Annotated in this window: 21 protein-coding genes and 1 pseudogene; 11 read left to right on the top strand and 11 right to left on the bottom strand. The window is 72.2% G+C overall.

Annotated features, from left to right (window positions below):
• Positions 1 to 435 precede the first annotated feature (435 nt).
• From ACFY2Z_RS03660 to ACFY2Z_RS03645, 4 genes are all read right to left on the bottom strand, one after another.
• Positions 436 to 1,569 (bottom strand): MFS transporter, encoded by a 1,134-nt coding sequence (locus tag ACFY2Z_RS03660; RefSeq protein ID WP_390742905.1) that lies wholly within the window; start codon positions 1,567 to 1,569, stop codon positions 436 to 438.
• Positions 1,570 to 1,607: 38 nt separating this feature from the next.
• Positions 1,608 to 2,165, bottom strand: a complete 558-nt coding sequence (locus ACFY2Z_RS03655; RefSeq protein ID WP_390742534.1) for a Chromate resistance protein ChrB — start codon at positions 2,163 to 2,165, stop codon at positions 1,608 to 1,610.
• Positions 2,166 to 2,232: 67 nt separating this feature from the next.
• Positions 2,233 to 3,069 carry an undecaprenyl-diphosphate phosphatase gene (locus ACFY2Z_RS03650; RefSeq protein WP_390742533.1) on the bottom strand — a complete coding sequence of 279 codons (837 nt, stop codon included), beginning with the start codon at positions 3,067 to 3,069 and terminating at the stop codon, positions 2,233 to 2,235.
• A 61-nt stretch (positions 3,070 to 3,130) separates the two neighbouring features.
• Positions 3,131 to 3,775, bottom strand: a complete 645-nt coding sequence (locus tag ACFY2Z_RS03645) for a DedA family protein (protein ID WP_390742532.1) — start codon at positions 3,773 to 3,775, stop codon at positions 3,131 to 3,133.
• A 151-nt stretch (positions 3,776 to 3,926) separates the two neighbouring features.
• On the opposite strand from ACFY2Z_RS03645, the gene ACFY2Z_RS03640 reads away from it, so the two are divergent.
• The 6 genes and pseudogenes from ACFY2Z_RS03640 (at position 3,927) to ACFY2Z_RS03615 (ending at position 10,967) form a co-directional block, all read left to right on the top strand.
• A complete protein-coding gene (locus ACFY2Z_RS03640) occupies positions 3,927 to 4,316 on the top strand; it encodes a BlaI/MecI/CopY family transcriptional regulator (RefSeq protein WP_390742531.1) in 390 nt (129 codons plus the stop codon).
• Positions 4,317 to 4,328: 12 nt separating this feature from the next.
• Positions 4,329 to 5,297, top strand: a complete 969-nt coding sequence (locus tag ACFY2Z_RS03635; protein ID WP_390742530.1) for a M48 family metalloprotease — start codon at positions 4,329 to 4,331, stop codon at positions 5,295 to 5,297.
• A 143-nt stretch (positions 5,298 to 5,440) separates the two neighbouring features.
• Positions 5,441 to 5,971: pseudogene (locus tag ACFY2Z_RS03630) on the top strand (ABC transporter ATP-binding protein); the annotation flags it as partial.
• 463 nt (positions 5,972 to 6,434) lie between these two features.
• A complete protein-coding gene (locus tag ACFY2Z_RS03625; protein ID WP_390742529.1) occupies positions 6,435 to 7,760 on the top strand; it encodes an ATP-binding protein in 1,326 nt (441 codons plus the stop codon).
• A gap of 602 nt (positions 7,761 to 8,362) precedes the next feature.
• The gene (gene rsgA, locus ACFY2Z_RS03620) at positions 8,363 to 9,466 is read left to right on the top strand and encodes a ribosome small subunit-dependent GTPase A (RefSeq protein ID WP_390742528.1); all 1,104 of its coding nucleotides are present in this window, start codon (positions 8,363 to 8,365) and stop codon (positions 9,464 to 9,466) included.
• Between the two features lie 265 nt (positions 9,467 to 9,731).
• Positions 9,732 to 10,967, top strand: a complete 1,236-nt coding sequence (locus ACFY2Z_RS03615) for an SGNH/GDSL hydrolase family protein (protein WP_390742527.1) — start codon at positions 9,732 to 9,734, stop codon at positions 10,965 to 10,967.
• A gap of 6 nt (positions 10,968 to 10,973) precedes the next feature.
• Here the strand turns inward: ACFY2Z_RS03615 and ACFY2Z_RS03610 are convergent, their stop codons facing one another.
• Both ACFY2Z_RS03610 and ACFY2Z_RS03605 read right to left on the bottom strand, forming a co-directional pair.
• Complete coding sequence (locus ACFY2Z_RS03610) at positions 10,974 to 13,304, bottom strand: Tat pathway signal sequence domain protein (protein WP_390742526.1); 2,331 nt, start codon at positions 13,302 to 13,304, stop codon at positions 10,974 to 10,976.
• A gap of 171 nt (positions 13,305 to 13,475) precedes the next feature.
• A complete protein-coding gene (locus tag ACFY2Z_RS03605; RefSeq protein WP_390742525.1) occupies positions 13,476 to 14,456 on the bottom strand; it encodes a helix-turn-helix transcriptional regulator in 981 nt (326 codons plus the stop codon).
• A gap of 426 nt (positions 14,457 to 14,882) precedes the next feature.
• On the opposite strand from ACFY2Z_RS03605, the gene ACFY2Z_RS03600 reads away from it, so the two are divergent.
• The 3 genes from ACFY2Z_RS03600 to ACFY2Z_RS03590 all read left to right on the top strand — a co-directional run bounded on the left by ACFY2Z_RS03600 (position 14,883) and on the right by ACFY2Z_RS03590 (position 19,249).
• Positions 14,883 to 16,388 carry a protein phosphatase 2C domain-containing protein gene (locus ACFY2Z_RS03600; RefSeq protein ID WP_390742524.1) on the top strand — a complete coding sequence of 502 codons (1,506 nt, stop codon included), beginning with the start codon at positions 14,883 to 14,885 and terminating at the stop codon, positions 16,386 to 16,388.
• 54 nt (positions 16,389 to 16,442) lie between these two features.
• Positions 16,443 to 18,185 carry a pyruvate dehydrogenase gene (locus ACFY2Z_RS03595; protein ID WP_390742523.1) on the top strand — a complete coding sequence of 581 codons (1,743 nt, stop codon included), beginning with the start codon at positions 16,443 to 16,445 and terminating at the stop codon, positions 18,183 to 18,185.
• A 581-nt stretch (positions 18,186 to 18,766) separates the two neighbouring features.
• A complete protein-coding gene (locus ACFY2Z_RS03590) occupies positions 18,767 to 19,249 on the top strand; it encodes an ATP-binding protein (protein WP_390742522.1) in 483 nt (160 codons plus the stop codon).
• 54 nt (positions 19,250 to 19,303) lie between these two features.
• Here the strand turns inward: ACFY2Z_RS03590 and ACFY2Z_RS03585 are convergent, their stop codons facing one another.
• Positions 19,304 to 20,347 (bottom strand): DUF2637 domain-containing protein, encoded by a 1,044-nt coding sequence (locus ACFY2Z_RS03585; RefSeq protein ID WP_390742521.1) that lies wholly within the window; start codon positions 20,345 to 20,347, stop codon positions 19,304 to 19,306.
• 326 nt (positions 20,348 to 20,673) lie between these two features.
• Positions 20,674 to 21,516, bottom strand: a complete 843-nt coding sequence (locus ACFY2Z_RS03580) for a (2Fe-2S)-binding protein (protein WP_390742520.1) — start codon at positions 21,514 to 21,516, stop codon at positions 20,674 to 20,676.
• Between the two features lie 164 nt (positions 21,517 to 21,680).
• Between ACFY2Z_RS03580 and ACFY2Z_RS03575 the strand changes: the two genes are divergently transcribed.
• Together ACFY2Z_RS03575 and ACFY2Z_RS03570 are read left to right on the top strand one after the other, a co-directional pair.
• Positions 21,681 to 22,628 (top strand): GntR family transcriptional regulator, encoded by a 948-nt coding sequence (locus ACFY2Z_RS03575; RefSeq protein ID WP_390742519.1) that lies wholly within the window; start codon positions 21,681 to 21,683, stop codon positions 22,626 to 22,628.
• Between the two features lie 100 nt (positions 22,629 to 22,728).
• A complete protein-coding gene (locus tag ACFY2Z_RS03570; protein WP_390742518.1) occupies positions 22,729 to 22,941 on the top strand; it encodes a hypothetical protein in 213 nt (70 codons plus the stop codon).
• Positions 22,942 to 22,953: 12 nt separating this feature from the next.
• On the opposite strand, the gene ACFY2Z_RS03565 is transcribed toward ACFY2Z_RS03570, so the two are convergent.
• The 3 genes from ACFY2Z_RS03565 to ACFY2Z_RS03555 form a co-directional block, all read right to left on the bottom strand.
• Complete coding sequence (locus ACFY2Z_RS03565) at positions 22,954 to 23,460, bottom strand: DUF2231 domain-containing protein (RefSeq protein ID WP_390742517.1); 507 nt, start codon at positions 23,458 to 23,460, stop codon at positions 22,954 to 22,956.
• A gap of 714 nt (positions 23,461 to 24,174) precedes the next feature.
• Positions 24,175 to 24,963, bottom strand: coding sequence for a hypothetical protein (locus ACFY2Z_RS03560; protein WP_390742516.1), 789 nt, complete (start codon positions 24,961 to 24,963; stop codon positions 24,175 to 24,177).
• Positions 24,964 to 25,114: 151 nt separating this feature from the next.
• Positions 25,115 to 26,782 (bottom strand): PucR family transcriptional regulator, encoded by a 1,668-nt coding sequence (locus tag ACFY2Z_RS03555; protein ID WP_390742515.1) that lies wholly within the window; start codon positions 26,780 to 26,782, stop codon positions 25,115 to 25,117.
• Positions 26,783 to 26,896 lie beyond the last annotated feature (114 nt).

Raw genomic sequence — 26,896 nt, 5'->3', positions numbered from 1 at the left:
AGCCGCGCAGGTCGGCCTCGCCGTCCCACACCTCCTCCAGCAGCCGGAGCCGCGACACGACGCATCCCGCGATCTCCGTGAGCACCCGCAGCACGGTGAACTCCCGCCGGGTCAGCCCCGGTTCGGCGTCCGTACGCCAGGCGCGCTGCTGTTCAGGATCGAGGACGAGGTCACCGACCTCGAGCCGGCCGGATCGGGGCGGCGCCGGGATATGGCGCGCAACCTGGCCGGCAGCTCCTCCATGGCGGACGGCTTGACCACGTAGTCGTCGGCACCGGCGTCCAGCCCGGCGACCCGCTCGTTGATCTTCGTGTGGTGCTGACAGACCGAAGTCCGAAGCGGACAACGGACAGACCGGACGCAGGCGCCTCCATTGCCCCGACTGCGTCGCACTTGGCGCCGACGTCGCGCTCTGCGCCGCCTGCGGGGCAGGTTTCACCCCCCGGCGCGGCGCCTGAGGAAGGTGAGCAGTGGGCCGAGGGCGAGGAGGACACCGAGAGCGGCGTAGCCGTGGGTGAGGGTGGTGAGGGAGGCGACCGCCGCGACGAGCAATGGGCCGCCCGCATCGCCGAGTTCGCGGCCGAGTTCGGCGGCGCCCATGGTCTGACCGAGACGCTCCGCAGGAGTGCCGACGGCCAGGGCGGCAAAACCGAGCGGGGTGATCAGTCCGGTTCCGGCGCCGATCAGGGCGGCTGCGGACAGTACGCCGATCAGGCCGGGCAGTATGGCGCAGGCCAGGCCGGCGGCGGTGAGCAGCAGACCGGCCGTGATACCGCCGCGGGTGGTGAGACGGCCGTCGTCCAGCGCGCGCCCGGCCTTCGGCTGGACGACCGCGGCGCAGGCGGCGAGCACCGACACGGCGGCACCGGTGGCCACCGTGCCCAGACCGGCGGCCCGGCCGGAGACCGGAAGGAAGCCCACACCGACCGACAGGGCGGCGGTCGCCGCGGCCAGGGCCCCTGTCGGGGTGAGGAAGGCCGGGTCGGCCAGTCGGCGGGCCAGGTCCAGAAGCGTCTGCCGGGTCTTGGGCAGTGGTGGTAGGACGGGGACAGCGAGCGCGGCCCATACGGCGACCGCCGCGCCCAGCACCGCCAGGACGGCGAACAGCAGCCGCAGCCCACCGGCCCAGACCAGGACACCGCCGAGCAGTGGGCCGAGGGTGTAGCCGATGGACTTGTGGAAGCCGTAACTGCCGAAGGAGCGGCCGTGCTTGGCCGCCGGGTTGAGGCGGGCCACCAACGTGGACGCGGAGGGCGAGAAGGCGGAGGCCGCGGCGCCCTGGCCGAGTCGGGCGGCCCACAGCCAGCCGGGACTGTCCGCGACGACGTACAGCGCGGACGCTGCGGCGAAGGCTATGAGTCCGCCGAGCAGTACCGGGCGGGCGCCGACGCGGTCGGCGAGGGTGCCGAACACCGGCTTGAGGAGTACCTCGGCGCCGTCGTACAGGGCGAGCAGGCCGCCGAGGACCAGCAGCGAGGTGACCGCACCCCGGGCGTGGCCGCCGAGGTTGGCGGCGATGCCGTGCGCCCCGAAGGCGGTGGTGAATCCGGCCGCGTACAGCGGCCACATTTGCCGGGGCGGCGCAGCCTGCACCGGAGTCGCCCGGGTCATCGGTCGTCCCCCGGTGTTTCGTGCAGGACGCGGAAGACACGTTCCGCGTAGTCCTCGCAGGCCGCGACGCATTCCTTCAGCCGCTTGCCGGCTTCGGCCGCCTCCGGTGAGCCGAAGACGTCGCGGGCGGTCAGGTCCCGGTGCCAGCGCCGCAGCCGTTCCAGTGACTGCTCCTCCTCTTCCAGCTCGGCCAGGGTGAACTTGGCGTGGCGGATCTCCTTGGCCAACTCCGCCTCGAACTTGCCGCAGTCGGCCAGGAACTCCGACCAGTCCTCGGACCGCGCGGCGGTGAACATCGCCTGGAAACGGACGGCGTCCTCGGGACCCCGTCCGGCCGCGCTGAGGGTCACGGCCTGGCCGTCCGCCTTTTCGGTCAGCGCGATCGCACGGGCGATGCCGTCCGCGAAGACCGGCACGTCCGGTACGGCCCAGATGCCCTGGCCGAGCGAGAGCGCGCCGATCTTGCGCAGTTCACGCCAGACCGCCACCCGGTGCCGCGACGGTTCCGCCGGCACCTTGATCACGAGTACGAGCCAGCGACTAGCCGACTCCATGTTCGACACAGCAGACACACTGGGAAATGTATCAGGCGTTACATCCGCTGCCGTGCGGTCTGTCTGATCAGGCGCTGAGCACTCCGGTTGCCAGGAGACCCAGCAGCCCCACCCCGACGACGATCCGGTAGATCACGAAGGCGTTGAAAGAGTGCTTGGCGACAAACTTGAGCAGCCAGGCGATGGAGGCGTACGCGACGGCAAAGGAGACGGCAGTGCCGACGGCCAGCGGGGCCGCGCCCACACCGGCACCCACGGCGTCCTTCAGTTCGTACAGGCCGGCGCCGGTCAGGGCCGGGATGCCGAGGAAGAAAGAGAGGCGGGTGGCGGCGACCCGGTCGATGTCGAGGATCAGCGCGGTGGACATCGTGGCGCCCGAGCGGGAGAAGCCGGGGAAAAGCAGGGCGAGGATCTGCGCACTGCCCACCAGCATCGCGTCCTTGAGGCTGGTGTCGTCCTCGCCGCGCTTGTGGCGGCCCATCTGGTCGGCCACCCACATCACGCCACTGCCGACGATCAGCGAACCCGCCACCACCCACAGCGAGCCCAGCGGTCCCTCGACGAGCTTCTTGGCGGCCAGACCGACGACCACGATCGGGATCGTGGCGTAGATGACCCACCAGGCGAACTTGTAGTCGTGGTGGTACCGCTCCTCGCGGTTGAGGATCCCGCGGCCCCAGGCGGAGACGATCCGCACGATGTCCTTGAAGAAGTAGAGGAGTACGGCGGCGATGGCGCCGACCTGGATGACGGCGGTGAAGCCGACGACGGAGGGTTCGTCGACCGGGATCCGCATCAGCCCCTCGGTGATCTTCAGATGGCCGGTGGAGGAGACGGGCAGGAACTCGGTCACCCCCTCGACGACTCCGAGGACAACGGCCTGGCCGATGCTGATGGCACTCATGGGGATCCTTTTCTGCGGTGGACGAGGCGAGGGTGAGGATGTGGGGAATGCGGCGAAGCCGTTACCGGCGGAGCGTGTCCATGGCACCGCCGCGACGGGCGCGGAGCACTTCCGGCACCAGCGGCAGCAGGGAGACCGCGACGACCACGCCGACCAGGGGGAGCAGGTAATGGTCGACGTTCGGGATGCTCGATCCGAGGGCGTATCCGCCGAGGACGAGGCCGACCGTCCACACCAGCCCGCCGGTGACCTGCCAGAGCGTGAAGGCGCGCAGGGGTACCCCCGCGACCCCGGCGAGCGGATTGAGCACGGTCCGCACCACCGGGATGAAGCGAGCGAGCACGATGGCCTTGCCGTGGCCATAGCGGGCGAGCAGCTCCTCGGCCCGAGCCGCACCGTCGATCAGGTGCCGGTCGTGGGTGCGAGCCAAGAGCGCCCGCCCGGCACGGCGGCCGAGCAGATAGCCGACCTGGGCGCCGAGCAGTGCCCCGGAGACGGCGGCGGTCAGCACTCCGGGGAGAGTGAGATGCACGCCGACGGAGCCAGTGCCCGCGCACAGCAGCCCGGCCGTGAACAGCAGGGAGTCGCCGGGCAGGAAGAATCCGATCAGCAGCCCGGTCTCGGCGAACAACACCAGGAAGACGCCTGCGGTGCCGAGCGCCGTCAGCAGCGAGGTGGCATCCAGTGGATTGAGGGCCTGGAACACCCGAGGTCCTTTCCTGCCGTGCGCCGCCAAGGGGGAGAGTGCGACCTATCCGCGGGCAAGGACGCATGGCACACTCAGGAGACGACAGCATTTACACGGCCGTAGAAGTTCTACGCGACTGTAGAAGACGAGCGGGAGAACGACAAACCCCATGGCAGCCGATGCGCAAGAACGGGGCCCGAAGCGGGCGAACGGCGTCCGCGAGGCGGAGATCCTCGGCCTGCTCCAGCGCGCCGAGGGAGCACTGACACCGGGCGAGGTGACGGACCACCTCGGCGGCGAGCTGACGTACAGCAGCGTGGTGACGATCCTCACCCGCATGCACACCAAGGGCCTGCTCAGCCGCACGCCGCGCGGAAGGGCATACGCCTACACACCCGTCACCGACGAGGCCGGCTTCGCCGCCCGCCGCATGCGCACCGTCCTGGAGGAGCGCCCCGACCGCGAGGCCGTTCTGGCCCGCTTCGCCGACAGCCTGTCCGACACGGACGCCGACCTGCTGCGCCAGCTGCTCGGCCCCGACCCGGACACCGACCAGTAGAGGCCTGCCCGCATGCGCATCGCCGTCTACCTGCCGCTGCTGCTCTCGTTGATCGCCTCGCTCGGCGTCCGGCCGCTGTCCGAGCGCTGTGAACCGCGCCTGGCCACATGGCTGCTCACCGCCTCCTCCCTGGTCCTGGGCACTGCGAGCACCGTCTCCCTGGGCCTGCTGGCCGTCACCGGACTGATCCGCATCCCCCAACTCGCCGAATCGGGCCATTGGTCGACCGACACCGCCCAGCACGACGACCCCACCCAGGTCTCCATCGCCCTCCTCGCCGGGCTGCTGCTCGGCGGCGCCGTACTCATGGCCGCACGTATGCTCTGGCGCCGCGCGCGCACCCTGGCCGCAGCTGCGGTGGACGCGGCCTGCATGCCCGCACGCGACGGTCTGGTCGTCGTCGACGACGACGTCCCCGACGCCTACGCGCTGCCCGGACTCCCCGGACGGGTGGTCGTCTCCACCGGCATGCTGCACACCCTGGACCAGGCCGACCACGACATCCTGCTCGCCCACGAACGGGCCCATCTGAACGCCCACCACTACGTTTTCGTAGCCCTCGCACAACTCGGCGCCGCCGCCAACCCGCTGCTGCGCCCGCTCGCCGGCGCCGTCATCTACACGATCGAACGCTGGGCCGACGAGAACGCCGCCGCCGTCACCGGCGACCGCACCCGCGTCGCCCGCACCGTCGGCAAGGCCGCCCTCGCCGCCCACCGCGCGCCGGCCCTCGTCCGGGCGGCAGACGCAGCCCTCGGCATCCTCGGCCGCCGCAGTCCACTTGCGAGGGCGGGCCGACGCGGTCCGCTGGCCAAAGCGGGCCCGGTGCCGCGCCGCGTCGCCGCCCTCCTGGCGCCACCCCTGGGCAGCCATCCGGCCCTGGTCACCGCAACCGCGGCCCTCCTCGCATCCGCAATGCTGGCAACCGCTGAAGCAGCCCACGACCTCCACGTCCTGCTTGAGACCATCGGCGCCTGGTAGCGCTGCAAACGAGCAACGAAACTGGCCCCCACGTCAAGGACGGCCTCTGCGCTGAGGTGGCGGCCCGCTCGTCCGACCAAGCACAGGGGAGGCCGCAGCGGGCTTCATGCTCGCTTCATGCGCCGTCCCTAAGGTGCCGCTGCATGAACGAAGTGCTGGCGGTCGATGCCGCCGAACTGACCAAGGCCTTTGGCTCGTTGACTGCGGTGGACCGGATCTCCATCAAGGTCGCCGAGGGCGAGGTCTACGGTCTTCTCGGCCCGAACGGCGCGGGGAAAACGACGTTTCTGCGGATGCTGTTCGGACTGATTCGCCCCGATAGCGGCACCTTGGAAGTCTTCGGTCGCTCGTGGGACAGGCATGGTGTCGCAGTGCTTGAGGGCGTGGCCGGCTTTATCGAGAGTCCGAAGTTCTATCCCGGGCTCAGCGGCCGACGGAACCTGGAACTCCTCGCCGGACTCGACGGTGGTGCGGCACCCGGCCGGATCGAGGAAGTCCTCGACATCGTGGACCTCACCGACCGCCAGCGAGACAAGGTGGGCGGATACTCCTTCGGCATGCGACAACGTCTCGGTGTCGCCGCATCCCTCGTTCGCGACCCGAAGCTCCTCGTCCTCGACGAGCCCGCCAACGGGCTCGACCCGGCCGGCATCCGCGACATGCGGGCCCTGGTCAAACGCCTTGCCACCAGCGGCCTGACCGTACTGCTGAGCAGCCATGACATGGGCGAAGTCGAGCAGATCTGCGACGACGTCACCATCATGCGCAGCGGAACGGTCGCCTACCACGGATCGATCGCCGGCCTGCGCGAACAGGCACCCGCCCAGGCTCACCGCATCACCACCACCGACGACACCGCCACCGAGGCACTCGTCCGCGCCAGCGGACTGGAGGTCACCCGCACCGACGACGGCCTCGCCGTATGGGGACCGCACGAGGCCATCGACGCCCTGATCGTCGACATCGTCAAGGCCGGCATTGCCCTGCGCGGGCTGAGTCTCGACAAGACCCCTTTGGAAGCGCTGTTCTTCATGCTCACCGAGCCCGCGCCGGATGCACAGACCTCTCAGCTCGCCGCCCCAGTGACCAGCGGAGCAGGTCGGCGGCCTGCGCGTCCGCATCCGGCAGATGCCGATCGTGCTGCGTCTTGTCCTGGCCGTCGCGCTGGCCATGTCGATCGTCCTCAGCGGCACCGCCGCGTTCGTGTACTGGCGCGTCCAGTACGCCCTCGATCAGCAACTGGACGAGGACCTCACCGTCTACCAGCACAGCCTGGCCAAGGCCGTCAACAGCGGTGGACGGCTCCCGGCCGGCCCCACGGGCAGCACCTACCAGGTACTGAACTCCCACGGGGGCGTGTTGCAGGCCGGGAACGCCGCGCACGGTCGATCCCTGCTCACTCCGGCCGAACTCGACGCCGTCACCGGCGGTCGCACCGTACGGCGTGACCAGGGTGCGCTCCTGCCGATCAGCCCTGACCCACTGCGTCTGGAAGCCACAGGCGTCGCACTTCAGGGCCACACCGTGGTCGCTGTGGCCGCAGTCGCCCGGGGGCACCGCGACGAGGCCCTGCGCGAGCTCCTCGGACAACTGGGCATCGCCTCCGCACTGACTCTGCTCGCCGCCTCCTACGTGGGCTACCGCACCGCCCGCGCGGCCCTCGGCCCTGTCGAGCGCTACCGCCGCGGGGCAGCCACCCTCGCCGACGGCGTACAGGGCCTGCGCCTGCCGGTTCCCGCGGACCGGGACGACGAGCTCACCCGCCTCGGCCACACCCTCAACCGGATGCTCGACCACCTCGAAGCGTCCACAGAACGCGAGCATCGGTTCATCGCCGACGCCAGCCACGAACTGCGCACCCCGCTCACCCTGCTGCGCGCCGAACTCGACCTCGCCCTGCATCGCCCCCGCACCGCCGACGAGCTCACCGACACCCTGCGCGCGGTCGACACCGAGGTGCACCGCCTGATCGAGCTGTCCAACGCACTGCTCGATCTGGAGCAACTGGGCAGCGGCGAACCGATCCACCGCACCCTCGTCGACCTGGCCGACCTCGTGCACGCGGCAACCGACCGGCACCGCAAGGCCGCCGCCCGCGAAGGCCGCACCCTCACCGTGACTGCGGCCCCCGCAGTGGTGCGGGTGGACTCGCGCTGGATGGAGCCCGCCATCGCCAACCTGGTCGACAACGCCCTGCGTCACGGCCACGGCGAGGTACGCATCCGGGCCCAAGCCGCAGACGGTAGGCTCCGCCTTTCCGTAGAGGACCACGGCTCCGGCTTCGCCGGCGATTTCCTGCCCAACGCCTTCGACCGATTCGCCCGCGCCGAAGCCAGCCGCACCAGCCCCGGCTCCGGCCTCGGCCTTGCCCTGGTGGCCGCAGTCGCCGCCTCCCACAACGGAACTGCGTACGCGGCCAACACCCCGCACGGCGCCAGCGTGACCCTTGACCTTCCCTGCTGACCCCGGCCACGCCAAGAGCCGCGAGATCAAAAAATGACTCGCCACACCGTCCCTCGGCGGCGAGCGACCACGACGGCGCACCCCGCACCGCCGCCAGACGCTTGCTCAGGGAGTGAAGGACAGAGAGGTGGTAGACGTCAAAGGTGCTCTGACCTGCAAAAACGTCGTTTGTGCTTCTGGGCCCGTGTGCATCGCCGTTCCACGCACCCCCACAGCTGTCAGTACGCGAGAAGCTGGGAAGACCGGACACGGACGGCAAGGCAAGCACCTGTGCCGCTGCCGCCAGCGGTATTGCCCGCAGGCCACCGCGGCCGGAAGGCGGTCGACGGGCGGACGCCGGGCGCAAGGCCGAGCGGGGGCACAGGAGCATAAATCGGTGGCACTCGGTTGTGTGTCGCTCTAGGGTGAGGGCTGCTTCGTGCGGTGGCCGTTGGTCGCCGTGTCGGCTGAGTGTGGATCGGGAGGTGTGACCGATGGCTGTCTCTGTGACGGGCGCTGCCCGCAACCAGAAGTTCGTCCACTGCACCTCCGTGGTCTCCGGCTGACCTTTCTCACGGCGCACACGTGCGCGGGGCCGGGGCCGCCCTTGTGAAGGGTTCCCCTTGTTTCTGTCTTCTCCTTCGGTTTCGTCGCACCCTCTGGCCGTCTACGGCTGGGACGAGGGCTGGGAAGCCGAGTTCGCTCCTTGTGCCGAGCAGGGGCTGCTGCCCGGTCGTGTCGTGCGGGTCGACCGTGGTCTGTGCGACGTCGTCACCCCGGCCGGGATCGTCCGCGCCGACACCGAGTTCGTCGTTCCCCGTGACCCGATGAAGGTCGTGTGCACGGGGGACTGGGTCGCCGTCGACCCTGAAGGCAGCGATCCGCGGTACGTACGGACGTATCTGCCGCGCCGTACCGCCTTCGTACGCTCCACCTCCTCCAAGCGGTCCGAGGGGCAGATCCTCGCGGCCAACGTCGACCACGCGATCATCGCCGTCTCGCTCGCCGTGGAGCTGGACCTCGGCCGCGTCGAACGCTTCCTCGCGCTGGCCTGGGAGTCCGGGGCGCAGCCGGTCGTCGTGCTCAGCAAGGCCGATCTGGTGCCGGACGCGGTGACGCTCTCCTATCTCGTGAAGGACGTGGAGGCAAGCGCGCCCGGGGTGCCGGTGCTGCCGGTCAGCGCTCGGCTGGGCGAGGGAGTCGACGTCCTCGCCGCCGTGGTCTCCGGCGGTACGTCCGTGCTGCTCGGGCAGTCCGGCGCCGGCAAGTCGACCCTCGCCAACGCGCTGCTCGGCGAGGACGTCATGACCGTCCAGGCCACCAGGGACATGGACGGCAAGGGCCGCCACACCACCACCACGCGCAATCTGCTCGTCCTGCCGGGCGGGGGAGTAGTCATCGACACCCCCGGGCTGCGCGGAGTGGGGCTCTGGGACGCCGAGACCGGGGTGGGCCAGGTGTTCTCCGAGATCGAGGAACTGGCCACGGAGTGCCGTTTCCACGACTGCGCGCACGGCACGGAACCCGGATGCGCGGTGCGCGCCGCCGTCGACGCCGGGGAGCTGTCCGAGCGACGGCTGGACAGCTATCGGAAGCTGCTCCGCGAGAACCAGTGGATCGTCGCGAAGACGGATGCCCGGGTGCGGGCGGAGCTGCGGCGCGAGTGGAAGCGCAAGGGGGCCGAGGGGAGGGCGGCGATGGAGGCCAAGCGGGGACGGCGGGGCTGAGGGGCACGGGCACCGCGGCCGGTGTGTACGACGCCGTGTGCGAGGCAGGGCGCTGCCCGCCCCGCACGGCATGCGTCCGCGCGCCGGCCGCGGGGGTCCGCACACCGGTGCGGGTCACCCGTACGGCGCCGCGGGTGTCCGCGCCGCCGCCCGGCGGTCACCCGAACGTGTGACGAAGTGTTAGCCCGTCGACGTGTCCTGGGAAGACATCGAGCGCTTCCCGGCCCCGTGTCCGGGGCCGCCGGTGCGGAAAGGGCGAGTCCGTATGATCCACCTGCCCCAGCTGACCGGAACCAGGCGCCGCTGCCTGGCCATCGCGGTGCTCACCACCCTGTCGACCGCGGCCACCTTCCCGGGTGCCGTCGGCCGGGCCGAGACGGCACCCCACTGGACCGGCACCTGGGAGGCCGCCGCCTCCGGCACCGCCCCCGCCCTGCCCGGCACCTCCATCCGCAACGTCGTGCACGTCAGCGTCGGCGGCAGCGCCGCCCGGGTCCGTCTCTCCAACCGACTCGGCACGGCTCCGCTGCACCTCGACACCGTCACCGTCGCGGTGCAGCGGGCCCCCGCGGCCGGCAGTCCCGCGGCGGTGGCGGGCTCCCTGCGCATCGCCACCTTCGCCGGCGCCACCTCCGTGATCGTCCCGCCGGGCCAGGACCGGGTCACCGACCCCGTCCACCTGGCCGTTCCGGCGGACGCCAACCTCCTCGTCACCGTGCACACCTCCCGCGACTGCGGCCCGGCGACGTACCACCGCACCTCCCTGCAGCGGGTCTTCCTCGCCACGAACGGCAACCGGGCGGCCGACACCTCCGCCGCCGCGTACACGGGCAGCGTGTCCCACTGGTACTACGTGACCGGCGTCGACGTACTGCGCACGGTCACCCCCGACAGTGTCGTCGCGCTCGGCGACTCCCTCACCGACGGCGACGGATCCTCGTACGGCACCGACCACCGCTGGCCCGACCTGCTGTCCGGGCGGCTGCGCCGGCTGCTGCCCGCCGAGCGGCGGCCCGGAGTGCTGAACGCGGGGATCTCCGGCAACCGTCTGCTGCGCGACGGGGTGGGGCCGAGTGCGCTGCGCCGTCTCGACGCGGATGTGTTCTCCCGCACCGGGGTGCGCACGCTGATCGTCCTGGAGGGCGTCAACGACCTCAAGGGCAGCCCGCCCGAGACGGATCCGGGCGCCTTCGTCCGCGCCTACCGGCGGATCGTGGCCCGTGCACACACGCATGGCATCCGTGTCATCGGCGCCACCCTCACCCCCTTCGGCGGGCACAGCGCGTGGACGCCGGCGCGTGAGGATCTGCGGCACATGGTCAACGCCCTCATCCGCAGCGGGGTGTTCGACGCAGTCGCGGACTTCGACGCGGCCGTCCGCGACCCCGCCCGTCCCTACCGCCTTCGGCCGGACTACGACTCGGGCGACCACCTCCACCTCGACGACGCGGGCATGTCGGCGCTGGCCGGAGCCGTGGACCCGACCGGGCTCGGCGGATGAGGGACATCAGGCGGGCAGGCCCCAGCGGGGAGCGGGCGCGTTCGGCGCGACGGGCGCGATCGTGCGGTCCGGGTGGTCGCCCCGCGCGGTGATCAGCGCCGACTCGCCCTTGTGCAGCGGCACTTCGAGGGTCCCGTCACCGACCGTCCCGCACTGCAACGGCCGTCCTCGGCCGTCCCGCACCTCGACCGCGCCCGGGATGCCGTGCCGTACGACGCAGGGCGCGCCCGCCTCGCTGACCAGGCGTACCCACCGGGTCACCCCGCCCCTGCGCACGGCGGACAGCAGAAAGGCCCCCTGGGTACGGAAGTCGTGCACGGTGAGGTCCGCCCAGGCGTCCGGCAGCGCGGGGAAGACACGGACGATCCCGCCCCAGGACTGGCACACCATGTCGTGCAGCGACTGGGCCGCCGACAGCGGGGTCTCGATGACCGGCCCGGACTCCTTGTACATGGTGTTGGCCTCGATGAACCGGCTCATCAGCTCGCTCAGGTACCTCAGGGCGTCCTCGCCCTTGCCGAGCAGCGCGGACATGGAGGCGGCGCCGGTGAAGGTGTAGCCCTGCAGGGCGCCCTCGAAGCCGACCCAGTGCGCCAACGACCTCTCGATCAGGGCGCGTTCGTCGGGAGTGCGGCCGGTAACCTCGTACAGCGGGTAGACCGCCAGCAGATGCGAGTAGTGGCGGTGGGACTTCGCGAACGGTATGTCGGCGCCGATCATGAAGCCGTTCGCGTCGGTGGGATACGGCACCCGCCGGGCCAGCACCTCGCGCCAGCGCGGCGCCAGGGGGTCGTCGATGCCGAGGAGTTCCGCCGAGTCGAGTAGCGTGCGGCAGCCCCAGGTGAGCAGCATGAGGTCGTAGTTGCAGTCGCGGGTGTCGCCGCCGTACTCCGGCGAGAAGGTGGCCGGCAGATGCAGCCGGCCGTCCGGGCCGGGCTCCAGGAAGTGCAGATAGTAGTTGATCGCCTTGCGGAGCAGCGGGTAGAGGACGTCGCGCAGGATCGACTCGTCCATGGTGTGACGGTAGCTGAGCCAGACGTTGTGCAGGGCCCAGGTCAGGTTGCCCACCTCGGGGGTCGGCGGGTCCTGGCCCGGGATGCCGACGCCGTAGCCGGTGAGGGTGCCCGCGGCGGCGTTGACCAGGTGCGGGTCGGTGGTGCGCGGGATGCCGAGGGAGTCGGACCGGTACGGCGCGGCCACCTCCTTGGCCAGGTTGTCCCGGAACTCCCCGAGCGCCCTGGTCACGGCGTCCAGTTCGAGATGGTTGGAGCCGTGGATAAGCCAGTACTCCAGCTGGACGTTGAGGTTCCACCAGGTGTTGGGCCAGGGCGTCGGCTCCAGCCAGGGGCCGCTGGTGGCCATCACGGGGGCGTCGCGCCGGGCCGCCGAGGCGAGCTTGTAGAGCTGGATCCAGTAGAAGCGCTGGATCTTTGCGTCGGGCAGGGAGAGGAAGCTCTTGCGGTAGTAGGCGTGCCACCAGGTGCGGTGGGTCGCGGCGAGCGCGTCGTAGGGGAGCCGGGCGGCGTCGCGGACCGCCTTGAGTGCCTTGGGCAGCGCTGTGGTCCGCGGGTAGGAGTGCGCAACGTGCGCGTACAGCGTCCGCCGGTTGCCTCGGGCGGTCTCCCGCCACGCCGTCACATGCTGTCCGCCCGACAACAGGGGTTGCACGGCGGCCTGGACGCCGTCGTGGTCGCCGGTCTCGGCGGGCGGGTTGCCCGTGTAGCCGTCCGGGAGGGGCTTGAACGCGGCGCGTGGGCTGATCGCGTCCGCCGGGTGGAACACCCAGCGGAATCCGTGTTCGCCGGGGCTCGGGGTGACCTCCACCGCCAGCAGCGAGCGGGAGGTGTGCACCAGGGCGCGCAGGGTGAGGGTACCCCGGTCGGTGGTGAGCGTGCCGGTCAGCTCGGCGTCGTGCAGCCCGAGCCGCCAGTCCACGGCGGTGACGGTGCCGACCGGCTCCAGGGTGAAGTGGCCGATGGGCAGCCGAGCGAGCCCGAACAGGGAGCCGAACTCGGGGCGGTGGTCCTGGACCTCGGAGTGCTGGACGTTGAAGCGGACGGCCCGTGTCGGGGCGCCGGGCTCGGCGTAGATGCCCGAGCCGAGGAGGCCGTTGCCCAGGTAGGGGCCCTCGTACCAGGCCGTCGGCATCCGCCGCCAGACCAAGTCGGCGTCGTCGAGGACGGCGCGCCAGGGGTCGGAGGTGCCGAGGGTGCCGGGGGTGGTGCTGTCGTCGCGGTCGGCCCCCGCGGCCGCGGGGGCGGGCAGGCCCTGGGCGAGCAGTGCGCCGCCCAGGGCGGAGCCGGTGGCGAGGACGGTACGTCTGGATGGGCTGGACACGGTGGCCTCCAGGCGGCACGGCGATTCATCGGAGCTATACCGTGAAGCAACGTAGAGAAGGCATGAATATGCGTCAATGAGCTGGGAGAGATCCGATGTGTCCAGCCGTACGGTGACGTGTGTTCAGGGGGTGGGTGGCGGCCGTACGGCCGAACCGGTCCCCGGCCGGGGTCAGTTGCGGGCCACCCAGCCCCGTTCATAGGCCTGCCAGCCGAGTTGCAGCCGGGTCGTCACCCCGGACAGCTCCATCAGCCGCTTCACCCGGCGCTGCACGGTCCGCAGGCCCAGATCGAGCTGTTTGGCGACGCTCGCGTCGGTCAGCCCGGCGAGCAGCAGCGACAGGACCTCCAGATCGGTGCTGTCGGGGCCGTCCGGCTCCTGCTCGGTGGCGCCGGACGCACCGAGCCGCAGCGGCAGCGCGTCCCTCCAGACCGACTCGAACAGGCCGGACAGCAGCTCCAGCAGTCCGCTCGCGTGCACGACCAGCGCGGCCGGCTCCGCGGTGTGCGCGGTGAGCGGGACCATAGCCAGCGTCCGGTCGGCGACCACCAGTTTGGTCGGCACCGAGTCGACGACCCGCACCTGTTCGTCGCGGCTCAGCGCGGCCGTCAGCTCGGTGATCCCGTCGGGCCGGTCGAGCACCGCCCGCTCGACGACCACCCGGTAGCGCACACCCCGGGCGGTGGCCTGCTCCTCCGCCTCGTTCTCCATCCCCGTCACGGCGACCGGAGTGCCGGTGACCAGGGCGCACACCTCCTCGGCCGCGCCGAGCTGGAGCTGCAGGAAGCGCTGGGTGACCGCGGCCGCGCCGATCACCACCTCGACCAGATCGTGCACCGCGGGCTCGGCGGCCGCCGCCCGGTACTCCTCGGCCAGCAGCGCGGCCGCCAACTCGGCCTTCTCCAACTCGTGCCGCTGCCGGGTGAGCAGTGCGCCCAGCGCCACCCCGGGCGGCGCGGCCACCCAGCGGCCCGGCCGGGCCGACGACTGGGCCGCGAGGCCGTGGTGCTCCAGTCGCCGCAGCAGCCGCTCGGTGTCCCGCTCGCCGCGTGTCAGCCGTCGTGCGAGATCGGGCACATCGGCGGCGCCCACCGACACCAGTGCCCGGTACGCGCCCTCATGTGTCTCGTCCAGCCCAATCGCTGCCAGCATCAGCCGTCGTCCCCTCCCCTGAGACAAGACCTTGCGGTGCGCCGTCTGGCGGAAAACAGCCACGGCACAAACCCGCCTCGGAACATCATCGCCGTACCCCTCCTCCCTCTGCCAGGGTGGCGCCACGGAGGCGTTGATCACGGCCCATGTCGCCGTCCGCAGGCCATGCGGCCTGCACGGATGCCGACCTGGGGACTTTGGGGTCCCTGAAGACGTGACGGAGACCGGAGGCGTGCCGGACCCGTCACCGCGGTGCCGCCGGGCGGTTCCCCGTGGGGGGTGGAACCGTCCGGCCGGCCCGCCTCGCCTCTCCGGCCTCGCAGCACCGTTCGAGGCTCGACCGCCGAGCCGTCAGGACGCCGTGGCACGGGCCGTTTTTCCCGATGCCCCGTTTTCATACGCCGCCTGCGGTGGACAATTGGGGGCATGAGTCAGCAGGGGGAGAAGCCTGACGGCCACAAGGACGACTGGTGGGGGCAGTTGTACGACGACTCCACCCAGGACACGGGACCGGCACCCGGGGCCGACAGCCTGGACGACCGTTTCGCCTCCGCGGCGGGTACGGTCGGCGGGGGGACTGCTCCGTTCGGGGGGTCTTTGGAGGACGAATCCGGTGCCGGTGCCGACAGCGGTGCGCGGGGGAGCGGCGCCGTCCCGCGGCCCGGGCCCGTGCCGTGGGAGCCTCCGTCCACCCGTCCGCCGGGCCCGGTGACCTTCCCGCCGGGACCGATGCCGCCGGGGTTCCGCGAGGTGGCCCCCGTCGACGGCTCCCCGACGGGGCCGTCGCACGACCAGGTTCCGCCCCCGGACCGCGCTCCGGCCGCCCTACCGCCGCCTCCCGCCCGGCCGCCGGCCACCGTGCCGCCGCCCGGTGAACCCCCGTCCCCAGCCACCCGTCCGCCCGCGGAGGCCGTCGTCCCCGGCACCGTACCCGCGGTCGACTACGTCGGCTCCGGACCGCCCACCTACGACGCCGAGCCCACCGCCCTCCCGCTCGCGGACCCGGAGCGCCTGGACGACCTGGTCCCCGACACCGTGCTGGACGGGGCGCGCTACGGGGCCCTGACGCTGCGCGCGGCCTCCGTGCGCGGGGACTCGGCGCGCTACCGGGGCGAGCCGCGCCGGGACTGCCTGCTCACCGCCCGCTTCGGCACCGGCGACCAGGCCCTCGTGCTCGTCGCCATGGCGACCGGCGCACGGGCCACCCCCGGGGCGCACCGGGCCGCCGCCGAGGTGTGCCGGTGGATCGCACGGGCCGTCGGACGCAGCCACGTCCGGCTGGCCGAGGACATCCGGGCCGCCCGGCGCGGCGACCTCAAGTCGGGCCTGCACCGGCTCACCGACCGCAGCCTCGGCCGACTCCGCGCGAGCGCCGCCGAACAGGGCGTCGACCCCGAGGAGTACACCGCCGGCCTGCGTTGTCTGCTGCTGCCCGCCGACCCGGCCTGCCGCACCCGGGTGTTCTTCGGCGTCGGCGAGGGCGGTCTGTTCCGGCTGCGGGGCGGTGAGTGGCAGGACATCGAGCCCCGGGTCGCCGAGCCGGCGGGGGAGCCGGTGGTCGGGTTCGGCTCGCTGCCGTCCGAGACCCCCGAGGGCGACCGCCTCACCATGGACCTGGGCATCACGACGCCGGTGAACTCTGATGAGCCGTCCCCCGGGCTCCCGGTCCCGCCCGCGGGGAACGGTCCCGTCGAGCCGCCCCGGGACCCGTTCCGATTCCGCGCCTCCGTCGCCCGCCCGGGTGACACGCTCCTGCTGTGCAGCAGCGGCCTCGCCGACCCGCTGCGCGATGAGCCGCAGCTCGCCCGGCACCTGACCCTCCGCTGGTCGACAGGCGGACCGCCGAGTCTGGATGCCTTCCTCGTGGACACCAGGGTGAGGGTGAAGGGCTACGCCGATGACCGTACGGCGGCGGCTGTTTGGGAGGCGTGATCGCGGCCACTGTGGATTGATGGACCCAAGGAGACGGAAGGGGTGCATGGATCCATGGCCAAGCAGAACGTCGCCGACCAGTTCGTCGACATCCTCGCCCGGGCGGGAGTCAAACGCCTGTACGGGGTGGTGGGCGACAGCCTCAACCCGGTCGTGGACGCCGTGCGCCGCAACTCCGCCCTCGACTGGGTGCATGTACGGCACGAGGAGACCGCCGCCTTCGCCGCGGGCGCCGAGGCGCAGATCACCGGGAAGCTGACCGCGTGCGCGGGCTCCTGCGGCCCCGGCAATCTGCATCTGATCAACGGTCTGTACGACGCCCACCGCTCCATGGCCCCGGTGCTCGCCCTCGCCTCCCACATCCCGTCCAGCGAGATCGGGCTCGGCTACTTCCAGGAGACCCACCCCGACCGGCTGTTCAGCGAGTGCAGTCACTACAGCGAGCTGATCTCCAGTCCGAAGCAGATGCCCCGGCTGCTGCAGACGGCGATCCAGAACGCGATCGGTCGCAGCGGCGTCAGCGTCGTCTCGCTCCCCGGTGACATCGCCGACCAGCCCGCGCCCGACCGGGCGGCCGAGACCGCCCTCGTCACCTCTCGGCCCACCGTGCGTCCCGGCGACGACGAGATCGACCGGCTGGTGGCGATGATCGACGAGGCGGAGAAGGTCACCCTGTTCTGTGGCAGCGGCACCCAGGGCGCGCACGCCGACGTGATGGAGTTCGCCGGGAAGATCAAGTCCCCGGTGGGACACGCCCTGCGCGGCAAGGAGTGGATCCAGTACGACAACCCGTACGACGTCGGGATGAGCGGGCTGCTCGGCTACGGCGCCGCCTACGAGGCCACCCACGAGTGCGACCTGCTGATCCTGCTGGGCACCGACTTCCCGTACAACGCCTTCCTGCCCAACGATGTGAAGATCGCCCAGATCGATGTGCGTCCGGAGAACCTGGGCCGCCGCTCCAAGCTGGACCTGGCGGTGTGGGGCGATGTGAAGGAGACCCTGCGCTGTCTCATCCCGCGGGTGAAGGCCAAGCAGAACCGGCGCTTCCTGGACAGGATGCTGAAGAAACACGCGGACGCGCTCGAAGGGGTCGTGAAGGCGTACACCCGCAAGGTGGAGAAGCACGTCCCGATCCACCCCGAGTACGTGGCGGCGGTGCTCGACGAGGTGGCCGAGGACGACGCGGTCTTCACGGTCGACACCGGGATGTGCAACGTATGGGCCGCCCGCTACATCTCCCCGAACGGCCGTCGCCGGGTCATCGGCTCGTTCTCCCACGGTTCGATGGCGAACGCGCTGCCGATGGCGATCGGGGCGCAGTTCACCGACCGGAAGCGGCAGGTCGTGTCGATGTCCGGTGACGGCGGGTTCTCCATGCTGATGGGCGACTTCCTGACCCTTGTGCAGTACGACCTGCCGGTGAAGGTGGTGCTGTTCAACAACTCCTCGCTCGGCATGGTGGAGCTGGAGATGATGGTCGCCGGGCTGCCGTCGTACGGCACCAGCGCCAAGAACCCCGACTTCGCGGCCGTGGCCCAGGCGTGCGGGGCGTACGGCGTCCGGGTCGAGAAGCCCAAGCAGCTCGCGGGTGCCCTGAAAGACGCGTTCCGGCACAAGGGGCCCGCGCTGGTGGACGTGGTCACCGACCCCAACGCGCTGTCGATCCCGCCCCGGATCAGCCGGGAGATGGTGACGGGTTTCGCGCTCTCCGCCTCGAAGATCGTGCTGGACGGCGGCGTCGGACGCATGGTCCAGATGGCCCGCTCCAACATCCGCAACGTGCCGCGCCCCTAAGAGCTCCGGACAAAATGGGCGCCCGGCTCGCGGCGTCTGGCACGCACGCTCGCGGCGTTGCCGAAAGACCCTAGTGGCTCCGCTACAAGGACCTTCCGGCGCCTTGCGATCGCACGCACCAGACGCCGCGAGCTGATCGGACTCCCATTTTGTCCGGAGCTCTAAGGGAGTTCCCGTTCCGGTCCCTGCTACGACGGCAGTTCGCATACGGTCGTGGCGGCAGCCGGGGGTCGGCCGATGGGACCGGCGCGGGCGGTCGGCGTCCCGTCCGGCGCGTAGTCCGCGGCCCTGTGCGACCGCCGGGAGCATCGCCGGGGTGCACCCCGCGTCACGGCACCCGTCGTCGTGCGGCGGCGGAGCGGGTGCCCACTCCTGGGAAGCGGGGGATGTGCTGCGACGGTGGTCCGGTCCCGTAGAGCGCCATGGGCGCGTCGGCGGCGGGCCATCGGGGCCGGGCCTATCCGGAAGCACCTGTTCGATCGTTGACGATTCGACAGGACTGGCCACTGTCGCACGGGGCATGGATCCCCCTGAGGCGTTCGGCCAGGAGGGGAACCGACAACCACGTACGGGCGGGGGTCATGACGAGGCGAGCACGAGGAGGCGGTCCCGCGACCATCGGGGCCTTCTCGGCGAAGAAGACGGAGGAGACAGCCGACGGTGCGAGGGGTTGCTCGCCGGGCACGCAGCTCAGCCGCAGGCTGGGACGGGCGGACTTACGGGCCGTGCCCGAGGCGCGCAGGGCACTGAGGGAACTGCTGACGCACTGGGGGAAGCCGGGACGATCCGAGATAGCCGAACTGCTCACCAGCGAACTGGTCACCAACGCACTCGTCCACACCGACCGCGACGCGGTCCTGACAGCCACCGTCTCACCCGGCGGACTGCATGTGGAGGTACGGGACTTCGTCCGGCGCAGACCGCATCTGCGGATGCCGACCACCGACGACGGTACGCACGGCAGAGGCCTGGTCCTCGTACAGTCCCTCGCGGACGCCTGGGGCGTACGAGCGCACGGGGTCGGGAAGGCCGTGTGGTTCGACCTCGACGCGGAAGCCGCCTGACAGCGCAAGGGGGCGCGGCATCTGCCACGCCCCTTCCGCTGAAGACGTCCGGTCTCAGCCGAACTGCTGTTCAAGGTCCTTGAGCTTGCGCTCCAGGGAGTCCAGCCGCGGCAGGGCCATGGTGTCGTCCTCCGCGGTCAGGTCGACCCTGATCGGGTCAGCGGAGGAGCTCCGGACGGGCTGGAGCGAGGGGCGGGTCGCCGAAGGCAGTTCCGCCGCGGGTAGGGCAGGCTCCGAAGGCACCGGTGCGGACGCGCGCTCCACGGTGGCGACGTCCACCTGACGTCCGCCGTTGCCGCCGGTCAGCGCGCGGTGGCCGCGGCTGAGCGCCTTGAGCTGAGCGCGCTCCAGGCGCTGCTGCTCGCGTCGGCGCGAGCGGTTCTGCTCCTTCTGGCGGCGGTCCTCGCGGACCTCCTCGACGGCCTCGTCCAGGCTGCGCACGCCCTCCAGCAGCATCAGCGACCAGGCCTTGTACGTCTCACGCGGGGCCCGCAGCCAGCGGACGATGCGGATCTGCGGCAGCGGACGCGGCACCAGGCCCTGCTCGCGCAGCGCGGCACGGCGGGTCTGCTTCAGCGCGCGGTCGAAGAGCACGGCGGCCGACATCGACATGCCGGCGAAGAACTGCGGTGCGCCCGCGTGGTCGACGCCCCTCGGCGCGTGCACCCAGTTGAACCAGGCGGAGGCGGCGGCGAACGTCCACACCAGGATGCGGGAGCCGAGCGCCGCGTCACCGTGGCTGGCCTCGCGCACCGCGAGCACGGAGCAGAACATGGCCGCGCCGTCCAGGCCGAACGGGACCAGGTACTCCCAGCCGCCCGTCAGCCCGAGGTTCTGCTGGCCGAAGCCGACCAGGCCGTGGAAGGAGAGCGCCGCGGCGACGGCGGCGCAGCAGAAGAGGAGTACGTAGGAGGCGGTGGCGTAGATGGCTTCCTTACGCCTGCGGCGCTCCTCGGCGCGCTCCCACGAGTCGTCCGCGCTCGCGTTCTCCCCGGAGGAGCGCTTTCCGCGCGCGAGCACCGCCACCGCCGCCACCGCGCCCAGGAGCAAGACGGCGCTCGGAAGGAGCCAGTTCAGCGATATGTCGGTCAGTCTCATCTGGGGTCCCTTGCATTGGGATAGGGCGTAACGCCCGCCATAGTGGCCCAATTCCACCGGCCCTCAGGGGGTTTCGGGGCAAGAGGCCGCCAAGGAAGTGCAAGGGGATGCCCAGGGCGGCGTTCTGCTCGAACTGCCGCTTGAGGGGCGGGAGTTGAGTTCGAATAAGACTACCCGGACGGGTGGTGCCACGGAAAGTTCCCGAGACGAGTGGGGAATTTGTGAAACACCTGTGATCCGGGTGAGGCCTCGTTCGAGTGGATCTTACGGCACGCGGACCGCGCCGATTGCCGGGGTCCCGGGCGCATCGGGGCGCTGAAGCGCGCTCAACTTGCGGCGAGCGCCGTCAGCTTGGACACGCGCTCGGCGTCACCGGTGCGCGGGCAGGTGACGCACGTGTCCTCGGGGCGCAGGGTGTAGAAGAGGCAGCAGCTCACGCGGTCCCGGGTGGGCAGCGGTCGGCCGTCCGGACCGGCCAGTTCGCGGAACGCGGCCGAGCCGGCGTACGGCTTCGTGGTGCCCGGCAGCAGCAGTTCCAGCTCGCGCATCGCGCGCCGCTCCTCGCCGAGCAGTCCGCCGACGTACCAGAGACCCTCGACCAGCTCGTCGGTCGCCATGCCCCACAGGGCCCGCCCCCGGCGCCGCGTCCGCGGTCCGAAGCTCGCGAGCACCGGCTCCAGGTGCTCGGCCACGGCCGCCCGCACCTCGGATCGCAGCGCCTCCTCGTCCGCCACGACCCGGGCCCCGGGCAGTGCGGCCGCCGGGTCGTCCGGCAGGCATGCGAAGGTGCCGGCCCGCACCGCCATGCGACCGAGGCCGCGGTGGAGGGCGACGTGCTCCACGGGCAGGCGCGGGACCCGGCGCAGCAGGAACCACGGCACGGTGATCAGCAGGCAGGCCGGCCATGCGTAGCGGTGCAGCCCGAAGCTCGCCACGACATCGGGGCGGGCCCCTTGTCCGTAGTCGCGCAGCACTTGGGCCTCGTCCCAGGCCAGGAACGCGTCGAGGGCCACCTCGTCCCGGGCGAGGCGGGCGGCCGGGAACCAGCCGTCGCCCTCCGGAACCGCCTCGTCCGGGCCCAGCTCCCCGACGGTCAGAGCCGGGAACGCCGCGCCGAGCCGGGTGTACGCCTCGGCGAGCGCGGACGAGGGCAGGACGGACAGAGGCATACGGGACCGCCGTTTCACGAGTCTTCGTAGGTAAGGCTTACCTTACCGAAGATGGTGAGTGGGGGAACCGGAGCGTAAGGTGCCTAAGGTGCTTTCCGCGCGGTAACAACCCCCTGAGGGTTCCGCCATACTGCCCAGCACCGCCAGGACCGGAGGAGGCGCCCGTGGAGCAGGCCCGTTCGCGCCGTGCGGAGGGCTCCGCCGAGACGCGGCCCGTGGACGTGGGCACGGAGACCGCGTGGGTGCCGCGGCCCGGTTCCGGGGACGAGGCCCGCGAGCGGGGCGCCGCCGCCGGCGCCACACGTGGGGAGCACACCCACAGCGAGCCGCCCGTCCCGCGTCCGCGTCCGATCGAGCGGCCGTACGGCGTCGAAGCCCCCCACGGCGGCCGGCGGCCCGACGGCGGGGAGCTGCCGGTCCGCGGGGAGCGGCCCGGTACCGGACTGGACGGGCCCTTCGACGGGGTGCCGTCCGCAGTGGGACGCCCCGTGGTGCAGCGGGCCTCCGTCCGCCGCCAGATACTGGACGCCCTGCGCACCGCGCTGGTCACGGGAGAGCTGACGCCCGGCGAGGTGTACTCGGCACCCGCGCTCGCCGAGCGGTTCGGGGTCTCCGCGACCCCCGTGCGCGAGGCGATGCAGCAGCTCGCGCTGGAGGGGGCCGTGGAGGTCGTGCCCAACCGCGGCTTCCGGGTCGCCGTCCGCGGCGCCCGCGAGCTGGCCGAACTGGCCGAGATCCGGGGGCTGATCGAGGTCCCCGTGATGCTCCGGCTCGCCTGCACGGTGCCCGCCGAACGCTGGGCGGAACTGCGCCCGCTGGCCGAGGCGACCGCCCGGGCCGCGTCCTCCGGCTGCCGGGCCACCTACGCCGAGTCCGACCGCGCGTTCCATTGCGCGATGCTCGCCCTGGCGGGCAACGAGCAACTGGTGCGGCTCGCGGAGGATCTGCATCGTCGCGCCCAGTGGCCGCTCGTCGGCGGGACCGGCACGCGCGGCCGCGCCGACCTGATCGCCGACGCGGCCGAGCACACGGCCCTGCTGGACGCGCTGGCCGCCCAGGACCTGGCGGTGGTGCAGTCCCTGGTGCGGGAGCACTTCACCGGGGCGGCCTGAGAAACCGGCTTCTGTGACAGCCGCCCGGGAGGGAACTGCTCCGGCGGTCCCTCGCGTGCTGCCCGGTGAGGGACGACGGCCGTCCCACGGGGGAGCGACGATGATGTCCGACACGGAGCGGCAGCAGCGGAAACGACTCGGCGGCAGGGGTGCCGGAGCCGGGCGGGACGGGCGACACCCGAAGCGGTGGGTGTCCGCCGTGGACGGTCCCGGCGGACCGTTGGCGTTCGCGGTGCTGGTCGCCGCCGCCGTGATCCTCGCCCGGGATCCCGAATTCCGTGTCGCCGTATGGACGTTCGTCCGGGGTCTGTGAGCGGACGGGCCGTCAGCCGCCGTGCCCGGTGGCCTTCTGGGAGAAGCTGTCGTGCCAGGCGGCCTTCGCACCGGAGTCACCTATGCGGTACACGTCGATGACGGCCCCGACGGACACCACGACGGACAGCACGGCCGCCGCGATCCGTACGACCACACCGCCGCGGACCCTGCCCGGGGTTCCGTCCGGCTGCCCGGCCGTCCGGCGGGTGGTCCACCAGACGACCGCCGCCAGGACGAACAGGCCCGCGGCCCACGGCAGCAGCCCGTCCCCGAGCTCGGTGTGCCGGCGCACCAGCGGGTCGCTGTCGACGTGCCGCTCCAGCCACTCGCCCGCCTGCGTGGTCAGGGGCACGGTCACCAGGGACGCGAACGCCAGCAGGGGCAGCAGCGGCCCCAGCCGCCGCGCGGCTCTCGGCCACACGGCGGAGACGACGAGCGCCAACGCGGTCAACGGGATCAGGACGACGACGAAGTGGACGAACAGCACATGCGCGGGCAAGCCGTTGACGAGACTCATCGGGGGATTCCTCCGGGGGGCGGCCGAGGGGGGTGGCGGCACGGTCCGAGTCCGTGTCCGCCGGTCGGCGCGCCAGCCTGGCACAGCAGGCTCTCAGCTTCCTCTGAGCGGAAAACCGGAGAAACCGGGGAAACCAGACCACCCCGCCTCCGCCGGACCGAGGGACGAGGCAACCTCCCCCGATCGGCCACGAGGCGGCCGGTCCTGTCCGCGATCCGCTACGACGCGGCCGGTCCCGCCGCTGATCCGCTACGGCGCGGCCGGTTTCGCCGTCGATCGGCCACGAGGCGGCCGGTCCTGTCCGCAATCCGCTACGACGCGGCCGGTCCCGCCGTCGATCGGCCGCGAGGCGGCCGGTCCTGTCCCCGGTCCGCCACGGCGCGGCCGGTTTCGCCGTCGCTCGGCCGCGAGGCGGCCGGTCCTGTCCGCGATCCGCTACGGCGCGGCCGGTCCCGCCGCTGATCCGCTACGGCGCGGCCGGTTTCGCCGTCGATCGGCCGCGAGGCGGCTGGTCCCGTCGTCGATCGGCCGCGAGGCGGCGTGTCCTGTCCGCGATCCGCTACGACGCGGCCGGTCCCGCCGCTGATCCGCTACGGCGCGGCCGGTTTCGCCGTCGATCGGCCGCGAGGCGGCCGGTCCTGTCCCCGGTCCGCCACGAGGCGGCCGGTCCCGTCGTCGCTCGGCCGCGAGGCGGCCGGTCCTGTCCGCGATCCGCTACGGCGCGGCCGGTCCCGCCGCCGGCGTCACCGACGCCAACTGCCGGGCCAGCCACGTCGGTACACCGCCCAGGAGGCGGAACAGCCGGCCCGCCTCCGCCCGCAGCCGGGAGGCGTCCGGCTCGGCCTCCGCGTCCGCGAGCGACGCCAGCGCCGGGGCCGTACCGACGAGATAGCCCAGCTCCTCACGGATCCGCAGCGATTCCGCGAAGCCGTGCCGCGCCTCCGTCATCTCGCCTTCGCGCAGGGCGAGTCCGGCGAGATGACGCCAGGTGAAGGAGAGCAGCAGCGCGTCGCCGTGCGCGGCGGCGCCCGCGTGGGCGCGCCGGTAGGCCGCGCGCGCGGACTGCGGGGAGTGGGCGAGGTTCTCGGCGAGGAGCCCCCGCCGGAAGTCCAGCAGCGCCCGGCCCGGGGAGCCGGGCGGGATCAGGGCCGCGGCCCGGCCGAGAGCCGCCCGCGCCTCGTCCGCCCGGTCCCGTACCCCGTGCAGCGTGGCCGCGTAGGCCAGCTGGCCGCGTTCACAGGCGGCGGCGCCCCGCTCCTCGTCGCTGTGCGCCTGGGCCTCGGCCGTACGCAACGCGTCCTCGGCCTCCTCCCAGCCCTTCTCCGTGTACAGACACCGCTCCACGAACAGCGAGGCCCGCTGCAGCGAGGCCTCGGCCGTCTCCGGTGGCAGAAGGGCTGCCGCGTCGGCCCAGCAGGCGCGGGAGCGCAGCCGCCACACCGCGGTCTGGAGGGGATCGTCGCCTGCGGTCGTTCCGGTACCGGACATGGCGGTATGCGCCACGTTGCCCTCCCCGAGCACGCCATTGAGCTTTGAGTGGTGGCCGCATTCCAGCACCAATCGCGGTACCGGGCCAAGGGGGTGGGTGAAGGATTTCACAAAGTCGTGGGACACCGGGGGCGGTCGGTGCCACCGGTGTCCCAGTGCTGTGACCTCAGCTCATGCGCAACGCGAGGAAGAAGTCGAGCTTGTCCTCCAGGCGCGAGAGGTCACGACTCGTCAACTGCTCGATACGCCCCACCCGGTATCGCAGTGTGTTGACGTGCAGATGCAGCCGGGTGGCGCAGCGGGTCCAGGAGCCGTCGCACTCGAGGAACGCCTCCAGGGTCGGGATCAGCTCGGCGCGGTGCCGGCGGTCGTAGTCGCGCAGGGGGTCCAGCAGACGGGCCGTGAAGGCGCGGCGGACGTCGTCCGGGACGAACGGCAGCAGCAGGACGTGCGAGGCCAGCTCGTGGTGCCCGGCCGCGCACACCCGGCCCGTGCGGGCGGCGGCGACCCGGCGGGCGTGCCGCGCCTCCTCCAGGGCGCCCCGCAGCCCCTCGGCCGAGTGCACCGCGGCGCTGACACCCAGCGTGAGCCGCCCGTCGTCGTCGAGGCCCGCGGACAGCGGGTCCCGTACGGCCGCCAGCAGGGCGTCGGCGAGGACACCCGGCTCGGACCCCTCGGGCTCCCCGGAGACCGCCGGGAGCGGGACGAGCGCGATCGCCTCGTCACCGGTGTGCGCGACCGCGATCCGGTCGGACTGCTCGGGACCGGTCGAGCGGGGGTCGACCAGGATCTCCTCCAGCAGCGACTGGGCGACCGGACCGCCCTCGATCTCGCCGCCGTCCCACTCGACCTGGGCCACGACCACCTGCCACAGCGGGGCCGCGCCCAGTCCGGGCAGCAGGACGGGCGCGGCGACCCGCAGCCGGGCCGCGATCTCGGCGGGCGCGGCCCCCGTCTGCAGCAGCTCCAGAACCTCCTGGGCGAGCCGCCGCCGCACGGTGCGGGCCGCGTCCCGCCGGTCCCGCTCCACCGCGATGAGCTGGGTGACGCCCTGGAGCAGATCGAGCCGCTCCGCGGGCCAGTCGCCGGCGTCCGCCTCGACGGCGAGCACCCAGTCCGACAGCACCGTCTCCCGCACGTCCCGGGCGGCGCCTCCGGGGCGGCCCGTGCTGCCGTGGATCGGGAACAGCGAGTACGTCGTCGCACCGGCCGTCGCCCGGTGCGGTTCCCGGCGGCCGGCGCGCACCGCCGCGAGGTGCTCGGCGGCCAGCGCGGCGCACACCTCCGCGGGGAGTTCCGGCGCCGGTCCGGCGATCGGCCGGCCGGTGGGGGAGAGCACCCAGGCGCGCAGATCCAGGTCGGAGCCGAGCAGGTCCAGGACGACCTCGGGGCCGCCGCCCGCCGGACCCGAGGTCATCATCCTGCGGTGCCGGTCCACCACGGCCGCCAGATCGCCCGCCCGCTCGCCGGAGACCTGGCGCACCACATGCTCGGTGATCGTGGCGAACGCCACGGACTCGTGCACGGCGAACAGCGGCAGCCGGTTCCGGGCACAGGCCACCAGCAGATCGTCCGGGATGTCGCCGAGTTCCGCCTCACCCACGGCGAGCGCCGAGACGCCCGCGCTCGCGAGAATCCGGACGAAGGGCTCGGAGTCCGCGGGGTCGTGCCGCCACGCCAGGCCCGTGAGGACCAGTTCACCGCCGGACAGATAGCGGCTCGGGTCCTTGAGGTCCGTCGTCATCACACCGCGCACGGTGCGATCCAGCTCGTCCTCGCCGCCGAGCAGCCGCAGCCCCAGCGCGTCGGTGTTCAGCAGTGCGCGCAGGCGCATTCTCGTCGCCGCCGTTCTTGTCCAGAAATCCACGTTCGGTCAGGTGAGGGCCCGGCGGGCGGGTCCTCGGGCTCCGCGAGGAGGTTCCCCTCCCGTCCGGAGTGCGTGCCCACG

It is taken from the genome of Streptomyces sp. NPDC001222, from assembly GCF_042896945.1.
In the GTDB taxonomy this organism is placed as follows: Bacteria; Actinomycetota; Actinomycetes; order Streptomycetales; family Streptomycetaceae; genus Streptomyces; species Streptomyces gibsoniae.
The sequence above is the reverse complement of the archived record's forward strand: the minus strand, read 5'-3'. Positions and strand labels throughout refer to the sequence as shown.

Bases quoted from the DNA above. Each gene is read 5' to 3' on its own strand.
- ACFY2Z_RS03660 (WP_390742905.1), bottom strand. From the start codon at position 1,569: ATGTGGCCGCTGTACGCGGCCGGATTCACCACCGCCTTCGGGGCGCAC.
- ACFY2Z_RS03655 (WP_390742534.1), bottom strand. From the start codon at position 2,165: ATGGAGTCGGCTAGTCGCTGGCTCGTACTCGTGATCAAGGTGCCGGCG.
- ACFY2Z_RS03650 (WP_390742533.1), bottom strand. From the start codon at position 3,069: ATGAGTGCCATCAGCATCGGCCAGGCCGTTGTCCTCGGAGTCGTCGAG.
- ACFY2Z_RS03640 (WP_390742531.1), top strand. From the start codon at position 3,927: ATGGCAGCCGATGCGCAAGAACGGGGCCCGAAGCGGGCGAACGGCGTC.
- ACFY2Z_RS03635 (WP_390742530.1), top strand. From the start codon at position 4,329: ATGCGCATCGCCGTCTACCTGCCGCTGCTGCTCTCGTTGATCGCCTCG.
- ACFY2Z_RS03615 (WP_390742527.1), top strand. From the start codon at position 9,732: ATGATCCACCTGCCCCAGCTGACCGGAACCAGGCGCCGCTGCCTGGCC.
- ACFY2Z_RS03605 (WP_390742525.1), bottom strand. From the start codon at position 14,456: ATGCTGGCAGCGATTGGGCTGGACGAGACACATGAGGGCGCGTACCGG.
- ACFY2Z_RS03600 (WP_390742524.1), top strand. From the start codon at position 14,883: ATGAGTCAGCAGGGGGAGAAGCCTGACGGCCACAAGGACGACTGGTGG.
- ACFY2Z_RS03595 (WP_390742523.1), top strand. From the start codon at position 16,443: ATGGCCAAGCAGAACGTCGCCGACCAGTTCGTCGACATCCTCGCCCGG.
- ACFY2Z_RS03590 (WP_390742522.1), top strand. From the start codon at position 18,767: ATGACGAGGCGAGCACGAGGAGGCGGTCCCGCGACCATCGGGGCCTTC.
- ACFY2Z_RS03585 (WP_390742521.1), bottom strand. From the start codon at position 20,347: ATGAGACTGACCGACATATCGCTGAACTGGCTCCTTCCGAGCGCCGTC.
- ACFY2Z_RS03580 (WP_390742520.1), bottom strand. From the start codon at position 21,516: ATGCCTCTGTCCGTCCTGCCCTCGTCCGCGCTCGCCGAGGCGTACACC.
- ACFY2Z_RS03570 (WP_390742518.1), top strand. From the start codon at position 22,729: ATGATGTCCGACACGGAGCGGCAGCAGCGGAAACGACTCGGCGGCAGG.
- ACFY2Z_RS03565 (WP_390742517.1), bottom strand. From the start codon at position 23,460: ATGAGTCTCGTCAACGGCTTGCCCGCGCATGTGCTGTTCGTCCACTTC.
- ACFY2Z_RS03555 (WP_390742515.1), bottom strand. From the start codon at position 26,782: ATGCGCCTGCGCGCACTGCTGAACACCGACGCGCTGGGGCTGCGGCTG.